17 protein-coding genes and 3 pseudogenes are annotated in these 18,299 nt (G+C 40.7%); 9 read left to right on the forward strand and 11 right to left on the reverse strand.

Annotation, left to right across the window (positions count from 1 at the left end; genetic code table 11):
* Positions 1 to 363: transposase family protein (locus tag CAP50_RS08960; RefSeq protein WP_274539913.1), on the forward strand; the 363-nt coding region annotated here is incomplete at its 5' end.
* Positions 364 to 634: 271 nt separating this feature from the next.
* Here CAP50_RS08960 and CAP50_RS08965 read toward each other — a convergent pair.
* From CAP50_RS08965 to CAP50_RS08975, 3 genes are read right to left on the reverse strand one after another with little or no spacing between them, the layout of a single operon-like run.
* Positions 635 to 2,125, reverse strand: coding sequence for a CoA-acylating methylmalonate-semialdehyde dehydrogenase (locus CAP50_RS08965; protein WP_075102630.1), 1,491 nt, complete (start codon positions 2,123 to 2,125; stop codon positions 635 to 637).
* A 58-nt stretch (positions 2,126 to 2,183) separates the two neighbouring features.
* Positions 2,184 to 3,374 carry an iron-containing alcohol dehydrogenase gene (locus CAP50_RS08970; protein WP_075102631.1) on the reverse strand — a complete coding sequence of 397 codons (1,191 nt, stop codon included), beginning with the start codon at positions 3,372 to 3,374 and terminating at the stop codon, positions 2,184 to 2,186.
* Between the two features lie 43 nt (positions 3,375 to 3,417).
* Positions 3,418 to 4,809, reverse strand: coding sequence for a GntP family permease (locus tag CAP50_RS08975; RefSeq protein WP_075102632.1), 1,392 nt, complete (start codon positions 4,807 to 4,809; stop codon positions 3,418 to 3,420).
* 181 nt (positions 4,810 to 4,990) lie between these two features.
* Here CAP50_RS08975 and CAP50_RS08980 point away from each other — a divergent pair, with 181 nt between their 5' ends.
* Positions 4,991 to 5,761 (forward strand): IclR family transcriptional regulator, encoded by a 771-nt coding sequence (locus tag CAP50_RS08980; RefSeq protein ID WP_075102633.1) that lies wholly within the window; start codon positions 4,991 to 4,993, stop codon positions 5,759 to 5,761.
* A gap of 40 nt (positions 5,762 to 5,801) precedes the next feature.
* Positions 5,802 to 6,035, forward strand: a pseudogene (locus CAP50_RS08985) (integrase core domain-containing protein); the annotation flags it as partial.
* A 255-nt stretch (positions 6,036 to 6,290) separates the two neighbouring features.
* On the opposite strand, the gene CAP50_RS08990 reads toward CAP50_RS08985, so the two are convergent.
* Positions 6,291 to 7,121 carry a cation transporter gene (locus CAP50_RS08990; protein WP_075102642.1) on the reverse strand — a complete coding sequence of 277 codons (831 nt, stop codon included), beginning with the start codon at positions 7,119 to 7,121 and terminating at the stop codon, positions 6,291 to 6,293.
* A gap of 76 nt (positions 7,122 to 7,197) precedes the next feature.
* Between CAP50_RS08990 and CAP50_RS08995 the strand changes: the two are divergent.
* A pseudogene (locus CAP50_RS08995) lies at positions 7,198 to 7,272 on the forward strand (IS1 family transposase); the annotation flags it as partial.
* A 166-nt stretch (positions 7,273 to 7,438) separates the two neighbouring features.
* On the opposite strand, the pseudogene CAP50_RS09000 reads toward CAP50_RS08995, so the two are convergent.
* Positions 7,439 to 8,320 (reverse strand): annotated as a pseudogene (locus CAP50_RS09000) (IS982 family transposase).
* Positions 8,321 to 8,406: 86 nt separating this feature from the next.
* On the opposite strand from CAP50_RS09000, the gene CAP50_RS09005 reads away from it, so the two are divergent.
* The 4 genes from CAP50_RS09005 (at position 8,407) to CAP50_RS09020 (ending at position 12,325) form a co-directional block, all read left to right on the forward strand.
* Positions 8,407 to 8,925: a recombinase family protein gene (locus CAP50_RS09005; protein ID WP_075102634.1), complete on the forward strand. Its 519-nt coding sequence runs from the start codon at positions 8,407 to 8,409 to the stop codon at positions 8,923 to 8,925.
* A gap of 184 nt (positions 8,926 to 9,109) precedes the next feature.
* Entirely contained in the window at positions 9,110 to 10,369 is a 1,260-nt protein-coding gene (locus CAP50_RS09010) for an MgtC/SapB family protein (protein ID WP_075102635.1), read from the forward strand.
* A gap of 363 nt (positions 10,370 to 10,732) precedes the next feature.
* Positions 10,733 to 11,752 carry a WG repeat-containing protein gene (locus tag CAP50_RS09015; RefSeq protein ID WP_075102636.1) on the forward strand — a complete coding sequence of 340 codons (1,020 nt, stop codon included), beginning with the start codon at positions 10,733 to 10,735 and terminating at the stop codon, positions 11,750 to 11,752.
* Between the two features lie 51 nt (positions 11,753 to 11,803).
* Complete coding sequence (locus tag CAP50_RS09020) at positions 11,804 to 12,325, forward strand: hypothetical protein (RefSeq protein WP_143507134.1); 522 nt, start codon at positions 11,804 to 11,806, stop codon at positions 12,323 to 12,325.
* 256 nt (positions 12,326 to 12,581) lie between these two features.
* Here CAP50_RS09020 and CAP50_RS09025 read toward each other — a convergent pair whose 3' ends face one another.
* The 6 genes from CAP50_RS09025 to CAP50_RS09050 all read right to left on the reverse strand — a co-directional run bounded on the left by CAP50_RS09025 (position 12,582) and on the right by CAP50_RS09050 (position 17,660).
* A complete protein-coding gene (locus CAP50_RS09025) occupies positions 12,582 to 12,845 on the reverse strand; it encodes a helix-turn-helix transcriptional regulator (RefSeq protein WP_071002781.1) in 264 nt (87 codons plus the stop codon).
* A 168-nt stretch (positions 12,846 to 13,013) separates the two neighbouring features.
* Entirely contained in the window at positions 13,014 to 13,925 is a 912-nt protein-coding gene (locus CAP50_RS09030; RefSeq protein WP_075102638.1) for a recombination directionality factor, read from the reverse strand.
* 109 nt (positions 13,926 to 14,034) lie between these two features.
* Positions 14,035 to 15,177: a YqaJ viral recombinase family nuclease gene (locus CAP50_RS09035; RefSeq protein ID WP_083608650.1), complete on the reverse strand. Its 1,143-nt coding sequence runs from the start codon at positions 15,175 to 15,177 to the stop codon at positions 14,035 to 14,037.
* Positions 15,178 to 15,299: 122 nt separating this feature from the next.
* Positions 15,300 to 16,295, reverse strand: coding sequence for a DUF932 domain-containing protein (locus tag CAP50_RS09040; RefSeq protein WP_075102639.1), 996 nt, complete (start codon positions 16,293 to 16,295; stop codon positions 15,300 to 15,302).
* Positions 16,296 to 16,345: 50 nt separating this feature from the next.
* The gene (locus CAP50_RS09045) at positions 16,346 to 16,624 is read right to left on the reverse strand and encodes a hypothetical protein (RefSeq protein WP_075102640.1); all 279 of its coding nucleotides are present in this window, start codon (positions 16,622 to 16,624) and stop codon (positions 16,346 to 16,348) included.
* 100 nt (positions 16,625 to 16,724) lie between these two features.
* On the reverse strand, positions 16,725 to 17,660 hold the full coding sequence (locus tag CAP50_RS09050; RefSeq protein ID WP_075102641.1) for a YagK/YfjJ domain-containing protein: 936 nt from the start codon (positions 17,658 to 17,660) through the stop codon (positions 16,725 to 16,727).
* 324 nt (positions 17,661 to 17,984) lie between these two features.
* Here CAP50_RS09050 and CAP50_RS09055 point away from each other — a divergent pair.
* The coding region (locus tag CAP50_RS09055; protein ID WP_172953108.1) for a helix-turn-helix domain-containing protein at positions 17,985 to 18,299 on the forward strand (315 nt) is incomplete at its 3' end.

The following is an 18,299-nucleotide window of genomic DNA, read 5'->3' on the forward strand; positions in this document are numbered from 1 at the left end:
GGTTTGATACTTGATGTRCAAACCTGTAAAGGGTCAATCCACGATTTTAAGCTGTATAAAGATACTTGTCCTGATTGGTTACCTGAGAATACTAACTATCTAGCAGACAGTGGTTATCAAGGGTTAGCAAAGCTACATAACCAAACTTTCACACCATTTAAGAAACCTCGTGGTGGTCAGTTATTGGAGATATGCAAACAGGCCAATCACTATCTCGCTAAGTTCCGTATTGTGGTTGAGCACAAAATAGGCTTAATCAAGTTGTTTAAAATCGTGGCTCATAAATATCGCAACCGTCGTCAGCGCTATGATCTTAGAATGAAGCTGTTTGCTGGTATCATTAATTCCGAGCTTAGACTATGACTTTTGCAAGAGGTCTAATAATCATAACAGCGATTCTAATACAGAAACTAAACCACGCAGATTAATTCTATTTAATAAGTGTCTTATGGTTAGGATGGTTACCAAATCACGAATGTCTATTGTTCCACTACATATTCGTGGGGGAACAATAGAATACGAACTAGGTTCAGTGGGTGCCAATCTAATGTTGTCTACAAACGGACAGTTATTAAGCTCAGTTTTTATTCAAACTTGTGTTAATAAGATTTCAACTGAGCTTAATAGACGAGCTTCAAGTCGGCATTGAGAACTGCTTTTCTTCTCGTAACACTGCGCTAGGCCAGCGTTGTGTGATTGTTTTGCGTTTAGTGAAAAATCTTACACCATCTGGTCCATACATGGCAAGATCACCAAACAGTGAGCGCTTCCAGCCACCAAAGCTTTGAGAAGCTACGGGTACAGGTAGTGGAATATTTACACCGACCATGCCTACTTCAATGTTATCGACAAAATGACGCGCAGCTTCACCGTCGCGAGTATAAATACAAGTACCGTTACCATATTCATGATCGTTTATGAGCTGTATTGCCTCTGCCATGGTTTGAACCCTTATTACCTGTAAAACAGGACCAAAAATCTCGGCCTCATAGCTGTGCATCTGTTTGGTGACATGATCAATCAAAGTAGGGCCCACAAAGAATCCTTGCTCGTAGCCTTCTGGCGAGGCATTCGAGCCATCGATGACCAGCTCTGCACCTTGCTCAGCAGCACTTTTGATATAGCCTAAAATCTTAGATTTGTGGGCCTCTGTAATGACAGGACCAAAGTCGTTATTCTTGTCTGAATGTACACCAAACTTAAGCTCTTGAATAGCAGGCTGTAGTGCTGCAACCATCTTGTCAGCAATCTCATCACCGACTGCAACGGCGACAGAAAGAGCCATACAACGCTCACCTGATGAGCCAAAAGCAGCGCCTAACAAGGAAGTGACCACGTTGTCTAAGTCCGCATCTGGCATTACGATGGCATGGTTTTTTGCGCCGCCGAGCGCTTGACAACGTTTGCCTTGTGCAGCGGCTGTCGTATAGATATATTCAGCAATAGGAGTGGAGCCGACAAAGCTAACTGCTTTGACGTCTGGATGATGTAAAATAGCATCGACGGCTTCTTTACCTCCATTCACTACATTGATGACACCATCTGGCAGTCCTGCTTCTTTTAAAAGTTGTGCGATGAAAAGAGTGGAACTTGGATCACGCTCAGACGGTTTTAATACAAAGGTATTACCGCAAACGATGGCCATAGGGAACATCCATAATGGCACCATCACAGGGAAGTTGAAGGGAGTGATACCAGCCACTACTCCTAATGGGTGAAACTCACTCCAAGAGTCTATATTGGTAGCAACATTACGACTATGCTCACCCTTTAATAGCTCAGGCGCTCCACAAGCATATTCGACATTTTCAATACCACGCTGTAATTCACCGGCAGCATCATGCACAATTTTTCCATGCTCTTCACCAATTAATCTACAGATCTCATCAGCATTTTTCTCTAACAACTCTTTAAATTTGAACATGATTCTTGCACGTTTTACCGGTGGGGTTCTACTCCATGAGGGGAAGGCAGCTTCAGCAGCGGCTACTGCTTCGGCGATAGTTTTTTCACCACCCAAAGCAACCTGTTTACTTACTTCACCAGTAGAAGGGTTGTAAATTGGTTGTGTTTGACTTTCTTCATTAATTGCCTGACCATTAATAAAATGTCCGATAGTTTGCATAATATATTCCTTTTATAGCATTTAGTTTATACGTGGATTAAAAGTAAAATTTATTTTATTAGCTTTTCGAAACATCATCTGAGCTACTTTCTGCCCATAACAATGTATAAAGTTGAACCATTTCTTCCAAACTCGGTATTCGGGGGTTGTTGTTAGGTGAACCAGAGGAAAATGCTTGTTCACACATGGTATTTATTAGCGCATCAAAATCAGTTTTTTGAACTCCAAATTGTTCCAATGTAGGCACTTTGAGCTCGATATTGAGGTTTTTCAGATACGTAATCAAATTTATATTCGCTTGATTATCAGTATCATTAAAGCTCGCCACTCCTAATGCTCGTGCACAATCTGCATATCGTTCTGGAGTGCCTGATATGCCAAATTCAGTAATAGTTGGCAATAGCATCGCATTTGATAAACCATGCGGTACGTGAAAAAAAGCGCCAATCGGTCTGCTCATTCCATGCACCAAAGCCACCGATGAATTACAGAATGCAATACCAGCTAACGTAGAACCTAACATCATGGCTTCACGAGCATCCTCATCTTCGCCATTATGATAGGCCTTTTGTAGATTGGGCCCAATCAAACGTAATGCAGCTAAAGCCTGTTGATCACTATAAGCGTTACGTTTTTGACTGACATAAGCCTCTATAGCGTGAGTCATTGCATCAATGCCAGTATCAGCAGTGGTTCGAGGAGGCACACTCATAGTAAGGCTATAATCAATAATGGCGGCTATAGGCATAAATCCCATACCAACGCATAACAACTTTTCGTTATTTGTTTCATCAGTAATAATAGTAAATCGAGTAACCTCTGACCCTGTTCCGGCCGTAGTAGGTATCGCAATAATAGGTAAACCTGCTTCATTTACTTGACGAGGAAATTTATAGTCATTAATGACACCACCAAACTTCCCTAAAATTGAAATGGCTTTTGCGCTATCTATAGGACTACCACCACCTAAAGCAATCAAACCATCATATTCTTGGTGTCGTACCTGCTGCACCCCTGACTCAATAGAGCTTTCAGTAGGCTCAGGCATAGTATCTGAGAATACATCAGCTGTAATCTGAACCTCTTTCAAAATGGTTTGTAGTTTGTCCACATAACCCAGTTTAACCATCATCTCATCCGTAATGATGAGAGGCTTTTTAATACCCAAACTATCTAATATGGTCGGTAGCTTTTGACATGCATCGCGGCCTACCTCCATGATTCTTGGGAGAAGAATACTATGTGACATATTTAACTATCCTTGTGTTGATCACTATGTGTTTAATACTGTGCTAAAACGAACCTATCAATGTGCCTAAGGTGATTACTGCTATGAGAGCTAGTACAGGTACCGCAACAGCTACCACAAAAATATCTTTATAAGACTCTCTATGAGTGAGCTGACAAATTACGAGTAGAGTTATAACTGCACCATTATGAGGAAGAGCATCTAAACCACCTGATGCTATAGAAGCTACACGATGCATTAACTCGGGATTGATACCAAATTGAGAAGCTAACTGAAGATAGTTGTCCCCCATGGTATTGAGAGCAATACTTAGTCCACCAGACGCTGAGCCAGTAATACCCGCCATAACGTTGACGAAAACAGCTTCTGAAATTAGAGGATTTCCTGGAGACAAACCTAATAAGAATTCTTTAACAATTATGAATCCGGTTAAAGTAGCGATAACCGACCCATAACCAACTTCAGAGGCTGTATTAAAAATAGGAAGTAATGAACCAAGTGCACCCTCACTGAGCGATTCTTTTAGGTTTTTCCAACGCTTCCAATTAAGCAGAATCATCGCTCCACAAGACACTACTAAAGCTATAACAATAGCCCAGATCCCTAGCACCTTGGTTAGTGGGACAGCACCAAACTCTTCACTTGCTAGATAACTATTGTCCATACTGGGTAATAGCCATTTCGTGCAAATGAAGTTAATCAATATGACTAATATGATTGGTAGTAACGCCACCAGTAATGAAGGTTTAGAGCTACGATCGACTACAGCTAACTTATCATTATGATGTTGACCATAACCCTCTCCTGCATTTAGAGCTGTTTTAGTACGATAATTAAGCCAAATCATTCCGCCTACTAACATGATCAAGCCACCAATAGCACCAAGACCAGGGGCAGCAAAAGAATCTGTTTTGAAAAATGGCATAGGAATGGCATTTTGAATTGCCGGTGTCCCTGGTAAAGCGGTCATCGTGAAGGTCAAAGCACCCAAGGCGATAGCACCAGGAATAAGTCTTTTAGGGATGTTCAATTCGCGAAATAAAGCAGCAGCGATTGGGTATACAGCAAAGCCCACTACAAACAATGACACACCGCCGTAAGTCAAAATAGCACAAGCCATTACAATTGATAAAACGGCTTGTTTCTTACCGAGTTTAGTGACGAGTGACTCTGAGATGCTAAGTGCGGAACCTGAATCATCCATCAACTTACCAAATATAGCGCCTAGTAGAAAAAGCGGGAAGAAGCTGATGATGTATCCACCCAGACCTTTCATAAATACTTGCGTATAGACGCCTAGCATCGTATTAGCCTCACCACTTAAAAGCACAGCAAGCATTGCTAGCAAAGGCGCTAACAAAATCACGCTATGACCACGGTAGGCCAAATACATTAATAACCCTAACGACAGCAAAATGGGCAATAAACTTATCATATGCACTCCCTGTGCTATATATACATAAAATCCATTTCATTATTTTCACATAACGATAAAATTTATATCGTTATGTGAAAATAACAGAATATTTTTATAATGACAAGCCTTAAATCATTAAATATTATCTTTATAATGATTAGAGACATCAGAAGTCATATGACGAAGGAGTTACAAAGGTATGAGTAACACTAAAAAGAAGGGTTCAAGTGTTGAGCGAGTTTTGCAGATTGTAGAAATCCTAGCGAGGTCGCAAAGACCAATGAGCGTTAGCGACTTAGCAGACACATTGGATGTACCTATACCTAGTATGTACAGATTATTAGATCAGCTACAAAATATTGGGTTCGTACAATTAGACCTGCCTGGGAAAGTAACCGCTGGGAAAAGAACATATAAGTTAGCTATGGATCTATTACAGAATAATCATTTTAAAATTGAAAGACTTGCAATATTACAGCAGCTGTCAGCACAAATAGGAGAAACCGTAGGTATTGCGATTATGAAAGATCTAGATGTAGTTTATATAGATCGCGTCTTGTCTGATTGGCCGCTTCAAATATATCTGCCAGTAGGAACTCATGTACCGATTTGGGCAAGTGCAAGTGGTAAGTTATTCTTATCACAACTATCCAATGCAAAATGCGAGCGTATCATTAATAAAATATCGATACATGCATTAACTACTAATACGCAAACAGATAAAAAGCAATTGATGAAAACGATTGCTAAGACGCGGGACACTAGAATAGGGATAGATAACGAAGAGTTTATTCCTGGCATGGTTGCTTGTGCTGTACTTATTCCCAATGATGAAAACAAGACGTTTGCTACAGTGTTTACCCATGGGCCAACTGTAAGAAAAAGTTTAGATGAGCTTTTAGAGTATATCCCTATGATGCGAGAAGCTGCTCTCGAGCTATCCGCCACCTTTAAACAGAACTATGAATAAAATTAACAGCAGTGCTTCTTATTTATTATACCCATCAGCTCATGGTGTCTATGTTGACTATATTGAGCCTGGCTGTCCTTATCAGAACGCTTACATTGAAAGGTTTAATCGCAGTTATCGCAATGAGGTTTTAGATTGCTACCTTTTCAACAATTTAAACGAGGTCAATATGCTGACTGAAGACTGGATCAAGGTTTATAACACCGAAAGACCCCATGATTCACTTAATGATATGACACCTGCTGAGTACGAGACCATCCCAGATTCTGTGTAACTGACGTTTAGATTAAATACTTACACAAAATTTAGGAAGGTCTCCCAGATTCTTATCAAAGACTTCATCATCTATTATTCGCCAAACGGCAACTTGCTGATGGTCTTTGGTGGTGACTAGATTTAAAGTTTGTTCAATCATTGCTTGAGGTCTCATATCCTTATGATGTTTATTTGCTTCAAACCCAGTTACTTTACACTTAGCGGTTTAATTAAGCTACTTACTTGAGCTATTTGCTTCAGTTATTAGGCTTGGCTACTTACTCAACTTCAATATTCTAAAGGCGCCCTGAATAACTAAAGCAAATACGATGCTACCAATAATCAAATCAGGCGTACTAGAGTGTAACCAATTAACCAAAATCCCTGCAACAATTACCCCTAAATTGATAATGACATCGTTTGAAGTGAAAATCATACTGGCCTGCATATGAGCTTCTTCTTTGCTTTTCGATTTCTGTAGTAAATAGAGGCAAATCGAGTTTGCAATTAGCGCAAGAATCGATATAACAATCATGGTAGAAAAGTCAGGTAACTGCTCATTGCCAAAAAAACGTCTTAGCACTTCTAAAAAACCAAGAATCGCTAGCGTAATTTGAAAATATCCGGCAATTCTGGCAATTCGTTTTTTCTTAATGACCGTTCCACCGACCGCAAATAAGCTAATTCCGTATACGAAGCTATCTGCTAACATATCTAAGCTGTCGGCGACCAACCCCATTGAACGAGAAATCAGTCCCGTGCTCATTTCAATAATAAAGAAAGCAAAGTTAATGACGAGCACTATCCATAGTAGCTTTCTTTGCTTAGCATCTTTTTTGTGACTAGAGTCAGTATCAGTTTTAAAATTATTGTTGGGATCGGAAGGGTCAATGGTTTCGGTCGAGAGTAGGGTGTCACCTAAATTTAGGTCATGAATAGCCGTTTCTATCCCTTCTACATTGCTATGATGAAACACAGTTAATTTACGGTTAGGAATGTCGAACTCAAGATGTTGAATATCCGAGTCGCCCTCTAATTTCATTCGGATTAGGTTTTCCTCCGAAGGACAATCCATCTTCGATATTTTAAAAGTTGTTTTATTCATAGCTAGATTTATATCCGGGTGGTGGTTCAAAAAGTAGGCTGGAAAAAAACAGGCTGAGAAATTGATAAATAGTGAAATGCAAATAACACTATACATCAAATGCCCAGCCTGTCTAAGTGACAATATAAAGAAAAATGGTTTCAAAAGCTATACCCTAAGGGAACCAGCTATTTCACCCTTCAAACCTATTAACAGACCACTTAAAACAGACTGGTATAATGGAACCACTTATAACAGACTATTTTAGGTGTTTATGTTTATTAGAGCGTATCTAACCCCAGTTCGGGATAAGCCACATTGTAACTCATTGATACTATTTACAATGTTGCTACCTGTCCCTGCTGAGGCATATTTTTGATGGTGGGTTTATAGGGAAACCAGCAATAAGCAATTAAACCTGACAGCAAGTTTGTGATAAACCCCGTGACACTACGATGGCGTGAGTGTTCGATTTGGCACAAGTTTTTAAGCTCCCCAAACACCGTTTCAACCAAAGAGCGATGATTGAGTAGTGCCTCATCCATAGGCTCAAGTAATTGGGGCTTCATATTACGCCGAAGTTTGGTTATCAACGTGGTATCACTGTGTTTTGTGAGCCACTCGTTTAGGGCTTTACTGATGTATCCTCTATCACCAAACACCTTGCCAAACACAGGTGTTGCCATATCCTTAACAGGCACTCTGTCATCCGTATTACCCGCAGTGACTTTAACAGATACAAGCTCGCCCTTATGATTGATAATGGCGTGCAGCTTAAAGCCATAGAACCAGCCCATGCTGCTTTTGCCTCAGGTTGCAAGTCCCTTAAAGACTTTATGACGGTAGATACGCTTGTTATGACAAACTGCTATCTTGGTTGAATCAATATAGCTGATACCCGTACAGTCGCCCATCATGCTTTGCAAGTAGCTGCACAGTGGCATGATACTGCGCGGCACAAGCTCTATAAATCGCGAGTAGCTCGGCAGATTTGGAAACGCCCGTTTCATCATGCCAAGCATATGGTGGTAGTAAAAAGACTTAAACTGTCGATACCGCAGTTGATGAAACAGTACCAAGATGGTCATAATCTCTGCTACACTTATCTGGCATGCTCTTAGCCGTTGACGGCCCGTTGCGATTAAATGAGCGTCAAACTCAGGTTTGAATTGCTGATAAAAGTCGTCAATATGGCAGTATAGTTCGGTTAGGTTGTCCATGTAAGAAGTCCTTTTTGCTTAAGTGGTCTTGGTAAACTTACTTTAGCAACTTCGGACTTCTTTTTTTATCTTTTTTTTGAGCCCTTATCCCGAACTGGGGTTATCTACGAGCGTCAACCAAAGAACAAGACGCTAAACGTGCCAAAAGCGAACTCATAGCATTTGCCAACGATCATGGCCACAAAATTGCTGCCTTCTATGTCGAAAACGAATCAGGCGCTATCTTGGCGCGACCAAAGCTTATGCAGCTGATTGAAGATGCTCATAAGGGCGATGTGATCTTAGTTGAGCAAATTGATCGCTTAGCACGTTTGAATCAAGCTGATTGGGATACGCTTAAAAGAATGCTGTCAGAAAAAAAGCTCTCTATCGTATCAAAAGAGCTGCCGACCTCATATATGGCGCTTCAATCTGAAAGCAGCACTGAATTTATGAGCAGTGTATTGCAGGCCATTAACTCGATGATGCTGGATATGCTCGCAGCCATTGCTCGAAAAGATTATGAGGATCGCCGTAACCGTCAGATACAAGGTATGACCAAGTGCTCACGGCATCTGATCGCTGATGTGGCCAAGGAAAGACCGAAGATGCTCAGTAGTCATTAAGTGGTTCCAATATAGTAGTCTACTATGAGTAGTCTATTAATGGATTAATGAGCCTTTTTAGAGGGTTCCGCTGGGTTATAGATCGCTAAGACCGGTGTGGTTTGATTTTTATCATCAGGCTGCGTAATCAAAATTTCCCAAGTTCAACTGTACGGATTTGACAGCAGGGGTCATAGAGAGTGGGATGAATTTCATAATAGAAAATACATTTACGATTGAACCTATCCAAAACTTAATTACTGCATCTACTGCAGCATTAGGTTGTGGACTACTCATTGGTCTAGAAAGAGAGCGTAGCAAACAACGTGAAAATCAACACAGCTTTGCAGGTATTAGATCTTTTGCAATTTGCTCTTTATTAGGGGCAATTTGCTTTGCTTTCAGTTTATTTATGGGGCTCATAGGAGCATTGATAGTAGGTGGTATAAGTATCATCTCTACTAATAAACAAATTGAAGATCCAGGTGTAACCACTGAACTTGCTTTTATACTCACCTATTTTATAGGCGGACTATGTTTATGGCATATTCCTTATGCAGCGGCACTTACAGTCGTCCTTACTTTCCTTCTAGTGACAAAGCATTCAATGCATGGAGTAGCGGTTAGATGGATTACTGAGCGTGAATTTAAAGATGGTATCTTTTTACTGGCCTTGCTTTTAATTGCACTTCCTTTAACCCCCAATAGGGATCTTTGGGGTTCAGTACTAAATCCTTATATTATTTTAAAATTATTGATATTGATTTTAACCATTCAAGCACTAGCACATATGGCAAAGAGGCTTTTACCATCACGCCACGCCATGTTTTTATCTGCTTTAGCATCAGGATTTATATCCAGTACAGCCACGATTGCAAGCCTTGGAATAGAAGTTCGTCAGGGTCGTGCAGATGCAAAAGAAAATGCTGGAGCTGCGCTTATATCATGTGTCGCAACAGTGGTACAGCTTCTTATTATTGTTGCAGGTGTAAGTTTTAGCTGGCTTAAAATTTTATTATTCCCCTCTATTATTGCCATGATAGTTTTAATTATTCCTGGGATATGGTTGATGAGAAAAGCTCGATCCGAAGAGAAAGCTAAGTTAACTGATACACCCATGTTTAGTTTAAAAGAGGCAGGTATCATTGTAGTCACACTTACTATTATTCAAGTACTTGTTTATGGTTTAAGTTTATGGCTGGGTGACGCCGGTCTTATCGCAGGAACCGTACTGAGTTCTATGTTTGAGGTGCATGCAGCAATGGCTGCTGTAGTCATGCAAGGGAACCCAACTAACCCTATTTTATTGCTCGCCTTATTATTGGGTTTAGCGACACATGCAATTTCTAAATCAATTAATGCGGCAATTACGGGTGGTTTTCAATACGCACTTGCTTTTGTTCCAATCCAAATTATTCATATGATTGTTTTAATTATCTTGATATATACTATGACAAATAATTAAAAAAAACTCAATGAGTAAGGCTCATTCACCCGCTTTAGAAACCGATTTTCGGCCTTGTTGATGGTATAAAAGAATTATAAAAACAACAAGTCATACGAATTAATAGCTACGACCGATAGTTTCGCTTCAAACAAGAGATGCTGTATAAAAAAGCCAGGTAACTTGGGTTGCCTGGCTTTTTTGCATCTATGGCTTTTATCTGAAATATAGCTGAAAGATTAGGCAATAAAGAATATACATATTGATATATAAATAAAAGTTGATTACTATTGTTGCCTAAATTTAATATCCTTACTAGCAGTGTTGTATAGGCCAGTTTTTATCAATGCTATATCGCTTCCACACCTTATAATCGAGATTGAGATGAAAATATATAATAAAAAAATAGCACTGGCTTTGGGCTTCTGTGGCGTATTTGCGACATTACCTGCTGTAGCTGCATTGCAGAGTTTTGAGGTAGAGAATAACAATGACATTAAATGTGGCTATAAAAATGATAACGGGAAGATTGTTGTATCTGCAAAATATTATAGTTGTGGGGATTTTTCAGAAGGTATGGCTCGTGTCTCATTAATGAAAATGGGCACAGTTAAAGGTTACGATGGCGTTGAGGATTATGAAGACTATTTATACATGCAAGGCTACATCAATGAAGATGGCAAACTGGTCATACCGGTTGAACATCAAGCACCGCTTTTTTATGGCGTGATTATTGACTATCGTGACTTTAAAGAAGGTTTGGTTGCCGTCTACAAAAACGGCAAATATGGCTATATGAATAAAACGGGTAAAATGGTTATACTTTATGCTTACCAAACGGCAGGTGATTTCAGTGACGGTAGAGTAGTCGTCAGCAAAGATGATAAGTATGGCGTCATCGATAAAATAGGTAAGACCGTAGTGCCGTTTAAATTCAATTGGTTAGACGATTACTATGAAGGTCTGGCTAGATATAATACCTCGGTGCAGGGTGACGATGAGGGTAAGATTGGCTTCGTTGACAAGTCTGGCAATATAGCAATCCCTGCTAAATGGGATGAGGCCATGGAATTCTCTGAAGGACTGGCTGCTGTAAAAGTTGGAGCATATAACAACGGCAAATGGGGTGTTATAGATAAGACTGGCAAGGTTGTTGTCTCACCAAAATATGATATGGCTTATATTGAGCCGATGGGAGATGCTGAAGACGTCGATGGTGGTCGCTATGAAGGTGGGAAGTTAGATGTTTATAATCTGAACACTAAAGGCGCTAATGCCTATAACGATGGCTATGACAGTATCACTCGCTATACCTTAGATCGCCAAGGCAAGGTACTCACTAAAAAGACTTATGCAGACTGGAATGAGATGGACGAAGAGCGTTATCCACAAAATTATCAGTGATTCTATAAAGGTTTGTAGAGCCATTTAATCTAAATTGAGAGAAAACTTATTATGTTAAAAAAAACGAGCCTAATGTTCGCGGCATCTTTGGTTATTTTGGGGCTATCTTCTACTTCTAATGCAGCACCTAAAACGAAATACGGTGTGACAGTGGTTGAATGTGACTTTGATTATGAAGATGAAGAGTTTTGTACTGATAGCCGCTTAAAAAGCTACGCAAAGGTGATAAAAGAGCGCAAGCCTAACTTTGATGGTAATAAGATTATTTATATCTTTGAAACAAATGCCACAGGTTACGTGAACAAGAAACCATATCGATTGGTTGTTATTGACCCTGCTAAGAAGAAAGTCATGCCTTTTGGTTATGCCTTATCAGCTGCCAGCGGTAGTGGAGGCAAGGCGGTAGCCGTGAATAATAGAGGCGATACTATGCACTATGATTTTACTCTTAAATCCAACCGCTTTTGTTTCTCGGGCGATATTGATGCTTACAGAAATTCCTACGGCTATCAAGACGGGCCTTTTTGTTTTAAATATGATAAGACTGAGCAAGACTTGGTGAGAGAGTATTAGGTTTATTTTTATATATATTATCGAGCCTTTCCTAAAAACTGTGTAACTGCTTATAGCAATGACGACTCAATCTGACATTAAGAAACTAGCTGAACAAATAGCTCGATTAGTCTGCTTTGTTTATACCAACTTAGTTTACTCTTTCTCATAGTGCTATCCTAAATAATTTTACTTATCTAGGACAGCCCCAAAATAAATTAATGAGCTACTGGACAAAAAAACAAGCCGCTTCATGCGGCTTATTTTTTATCACCGCTCAATGAACTCGAGCAGTAGCGATCTTACTCTCAAGCCACTGAGCAACTTCACTTTCAACCCAAGCCACACGTCCCTTTGATAATTTTACCTGAACAGGGAAGGTAGGGTCATAACGGTTTGATCTTCTATCAAGCATATCGTAAATGGTAGTTCTGCTAAGCCCTGTATAGTGTACAACTTGCTTTAGCGGGAGCATACGCGGTATTTGTGGCACGCTTGGCGTTAATGCGTTTGGTTGGGTGTTTGCGTTTAATAGTTCCATGATTATCTCCTTATAAGTTAATGAGAGCGTCATCTCTCATACAGTTAGGGAGTCCTATATTTTTTTACGGCATCCTATACGGTCCGTCCTCTAGTCTTTTTTTGAAGAAATAAAAAAAGGAGCTAAATAGTCAGCTCCTTTTTATGTCACATCTCTAGCCTGTTGGTTTTAGCTCACTGCTGTCACGCTTTTTCGTAAGCCATGCTCAATGCTACTTACGTTATGAGCGGCTAGCCCATTCTGATCATTTCTTTGTTGTCTATTGCTTACGTCATCTGTCTGCATGGGATAAAATTCTTCGACCACATCAAGTAGACCATCGCTATCGATTTCAAAACATGAATTAACATAGCCTTGCTTTGCTGCTGCCTCTAATGCTGCTTGATCAAAGCCGTGTTCACACAGCTCTGCATCAATCACTCCAGCATGTTGTACCGCATCTTTGAGCGTTACCCCATCACGCAGCGTTAAATCCACAAAGTAAATCGGTGTGCGATAGCTTTGCGTGGTGCTTTTACCTCTCAAGGTTAATTGCAGTGGCAGACAAGATAGCTTATTGCCTGATACCGCAGCAAAGTAGCTTAAGCGTGCGGCAAGCGTTCTAATACTATTAAAGCCTGTGGTGCGAAAGATAAAGGTGCCTAGTTCATCGTCTTCACTAAGATTAACGTAGAGCCTGCCATAAGGCTTACAAGCACCCCCTTGCGCTAGTGGACAGCGATCAGGTGATGGGCATGGTAGTGTTTCCACGCCATTATTGGTTCGGCGCTGACATTGCTCACCGTCACCCACACATAGCGGTCTGCCCGTTTGTCTATCAAATAGCGTGTACTCAGCTCGTAGGTTTAATTCTGGATCATTGAACAGCATACGTACAGGTATTTGTCTAAGCTTACCGTCATTATTTGCACGTAGTTTTTCGTCTAGTGGATGATTGATCCATCCGTCTTTATTTTGTACTTGGCTAGTGATAGTGAATTGATCGTCTTTGGCAGGCAGACGCTTGCCGTCTTTTTGAACAACACGTCCAATGCTGATACGACCTAATACTGGTGGGGTTATGGTGAGACCTTTAATCATGGTGATATTCCTTATATGTTTTAGTTAGCCATAAAAAAGCCCACCTTTGATAGATGGGCGGTTATGCGCTAGATTTGGTTTGTGTGTGTTGATTAGAATAGATAGCAGGTTAATCGTTTAAGACAACAAAACGACGACTACCCTGACGGGTTTTACTGAACTGAGTGAGTAGCTCAGGATGGGTTTTGATCACCGCCTTGGTATCTAAGCTTACGCTGTCCTTGGATCGTTTCCACGAGATAGCCCCTTTATCGAAAACCGCCACCTCATGGTCTTTGATCAGGCTTTGTAGCTGATGCTTTACCTGATCATGACGCTGCTCTAACTCTTGCATGTAATCACGGTAGCTCAGCAATTGCTCAAATAGCTTGTTAGCGCCAGTATCATCTTTAAAGTCAATTTTGCTGTTAGGCTCAGGTTTGGGATAAAGCTGTTTTAGTGCTCGAGCTGCGGATTCACTATGATCAGGGATTGGTGGCGTGTCGGTTTCCACGTATTGCCAGAATAACCTTTCATGCTCCATGATGGACTCAATCAAGCGCTCGTCACGCTCAACTTTATAAATCTTCGCCTCATGACCGCAAAGCAGCACACAGATATGCGCTGCGGTTTTGCCAGTGACCGCTAGCTGATGCTGTACTTGGCAAGTGACATATAAGGGTACGCCATGCTTCCACAGCTTAGCGCCATGCTCACCAACCGTTTTACACTCAAGTATTTGTACTTCATCACTGCCAACCACCGAGTAATCTAAATTAGCCAGCATAAAGTGGTTGTCAGGATCAGGATGCTGCAAGATCGCGTTAATGCGTCGCACCTTATTGCCAGTGTGCTTTTGATAATATTTAGCCACCATTGGTTCTAAGGTGTTACCCCAATACAGTGGCGCATAACCATCAGCACCTTCATCAATATTTGATGCCATACGTCCAGTCTTAATCATCCATAATTCAAGCATGGATAGAAAGGGGTGGATACCACAAGCGGCAGCGGCATCAGAGCTGCCAATGCCTTGCTTGCGAATTTCAAGCCATTTGTCATGGCTTAAGTTTTTGGTGTTGACCAAACGCTTAGGGGTGGTTGATATCTTTGCTTGAGTAGGTTTACCGACCGCTTCATTTTGCTTTAGCGCTAGCTCTGCTGGTTTGCCCTTGGTTTTAGGCTTAGTAGTTCGTGATGCTTTACCCTTAACGGTGGCACGTTTAAGTCTTGGCTGAGTGGTAGTTTTATTGTTTAATGCGATCATGTTCATAGTGAACTCCTTCGTTAGATTTATTATTAATAAGTAATGCAGTGCTTTGTTTGATTGACGGCATAAAAAAACCACGCTCAAAGGCGTGGTTGATTCATTGAGTAAACAAAGTCATTAAGAGATTAAGCAATTAAGCGCAGCGCTTCATCTAAGCTTTTATCTTTAAGTTTAGCCCCTGCACCGAACCAAGCTGAGTCTAAGCGATGATCCCTCGACATGGCACGGCGTTCATGATCGACAAACTCTGTCATAGCAGACAGCAGGCCATAAGCGGTATCTTTGGCAGATGCTAAGTCCGCACCGCGACCCTGACCGTTAAACATCGTCATCACCTGATTCATGGCGCGAGCATTAGGCACCGCTTCTTTCTCCTTCTTAGCGGTATTAAACAGAATAAGGCCATCGTCTTTGACATCGTTAAACACGCGGTTTAAATAATTAGCGGCTTCTGCTTGCGTCACTCGTCTGTTGGTGAGCTGCTTCATCTCATAATTAAAGTCATCCCACTGACTGACAGATACGCCTAATTGCTGTTTGACTTTATCGGCATCAAAGGTGGTACTGTGCGGAACTTTCACCACCCCGCCGCTACCATCAGCAAGACTGATTGCTAAGGTGTTATTACACACCACACGGATATTGGTAAACTGCGCTGTGGTCGCAAGCGTCCCATCACAAGCGGTTGCTAGAAGTAGATAGCCGTGACTGACATCACCGCCACGTAGCGTTGCTGATTGTCCTGTGCGAGCCAACGCCCACATTTTACGGCCGCCTTTTAACACCCCTGCCGTTTCTAGCTCAAAGTCTGCTTGTTCCGTCAGATCACGATAAAACTCTAAGACCTCACTGGGTTGTACTTCTTGATAGCGTTGACTGACTACTGATAAGGGCTCTAAGGTATCGCTACGATAGAGCACCTTATTGCTATCAAAAGGCATGATCAGGCTTTGGCCTTTATCATTGGTTGCCATGTAGCTGACGTCCGATGATTCAATACGCCAGTCCATACCTGCCTCACGAGCCCATACCTCTATAGGCTGCTTAGGGGACAACTCTTGTCCTAGTCCATGCCAGGGGGTATCACCAACGTATGCCATTGATTCGATTAAATGTGCCATGAGTACTGCTCCTTGATAAGTTTTAATGAAATGATTACTGATGAATAAGGTTATAGCGTGAAGGGCTTAAAACAGCGCTGACAAAGGTAATTTTGTTGAGGGGTTGTGATCAGCGGCGTTTGTGCGCGGCGCGTTGCTACGCTGACAGCAGAGGCAATCGCGGTGGCTGTGATCACACCAATGGCAGGGTTGACTTTGTAGTATTTACAAATGCTCACACCAAGGCTTGTCAGCGTTGCTTGAGAGCACAACTGCTCGAATATTGATGAGACGGGATTAGATTGACTGATTACATCGGATGAGTGACAGTAAGGGCAAATAGGTTTCATAGGATCTCCTTGAAAGTGGCGCATAAAAAAGGCCTGCTATAAAGCAGACCTTGATTAGACGTTTAGGGTTAGATTGATGAGGAGGCAATAGCTCCTTATTTCATGGGGATGCTATATATCTGAGATTATTTTGATATTTAGGCAGGCCTCTACGTTTAGTAGTCTCATAAATACCATGAGTGAAGGTTTTCATTTTAGGAAGCTTTACCCTTAAATGTTGATTCTCTTTATCAGGCTGTGTCAAATACAAAGAAGCACTGATAGCATTGTGCACCTCTTTTGGATTACGACGATGAATCATGCCAATACCTAATCTGCCAAGAGCTTCCTGCTTTTTCTTATAATGCGTGTTATTACAGTTGTAGTAACTGCCAAGACCACCAGTAATATTCTGCCACTTTTCCCCCACTAGCTGTCCTATATAAGTATCCTTACAGCGTTCAGAACCATCAAACATCAGCAATAAGTGAACGTGATAACCACGGTCATGACCTTGTTCTAAAGCAATTACATTGCCCTCTAATTCTTCAAAGCAACTTTCTTTTTTACCAATAAGCTCTCTAAGTTTTTTCAAGTGTTTATGAAAGGTCTCGATAGACACCAAATGATTGGTATCTTTTGAATATCCTAAATCTACACGAACAATTAGTAATCTTGAATAATGATTCAACATCTGACTCATATAAATGACTAATTTTTTTGTATTGACTTTTTCTTGCTCAATTACCCTTAAATTATTTTTTAAAATAATATTTTTATAAGCGTATAAATTATTAATGAAATCCCTAGTATTGTAATAACCCCACCTCGTTTTTTTTGAATGATTACTACTCATTACTTTATTGGCGCTATTTATAAATGCAGTAATGGTTGGAAAATAATCCAAGCTAGAATCATAATCAGCTACCAGAGGTAGGTATAACGCTGAGAGCTGCACACTGATATTATTAATATTAATATTATTTGATAGAACATCTTTAACGAGTCTATCGACATTACAGATAAGTTGAGATTGGCTAATAATTGGACATGTCATGATTTTGATCCTATAAGGTAATTTTCTCATAGGGTCAGGTCGATCAGTATTTTTATAATGCCAGTTGCTGAGAGATGTGCTCTCAGCCTCAAGGTGAGTAGCTACTATGTTAGATAATAATATAACTAACCCACTAAGAAGGAGCTATTAAAAAACTGCTTTTTGCTTGTGTGCTTGGTATTTTTTTATCCGAGCAGATGCAATATTGCTGTCAGCGTTAGAGTTCGTATTGGGGTGGAGTTAGCTAAAGGGTGATACTAGACCTCTTGCAAAAGTAGTTGTAAGACACAACGTATATTATTGAACTCTACTTACTTAATAGATATGCCAAACATAGATAAGCTACTCAAACAAAGTGACGCTGGTTTTAAACGCTATACAGGCATTCATAAAGCCACCTTTTATGACATGCTTGAGGCCATGCAAGAGCATGAAGCATCTAAGACCAAATCAGGCAGACCAAGTGTGCTCAGTCTTAAGGAGCAGATACTACTAGCCCTGACTTATTGGCGTGAATACCGCACGCTTTATCATATCAGTATGGACTTTGGTATTCATGAGTCTTCTGCTAGCCGTATCATTCGTAAAGTAGAAGACGTACTTATCGATTCAGGTAAGTTTGAATTGCCTAAAAAGTTG

The organism is Psychrobacter sp. L7 (assembly GCF_002810365.1).
Taxonomy (GTDB): Bacteria; Pseudomonadota; Gammaproteobacteria; order Pseudomonadales; family Moraxellaceae; genus Psychrobacter; species Psychrobacter celer.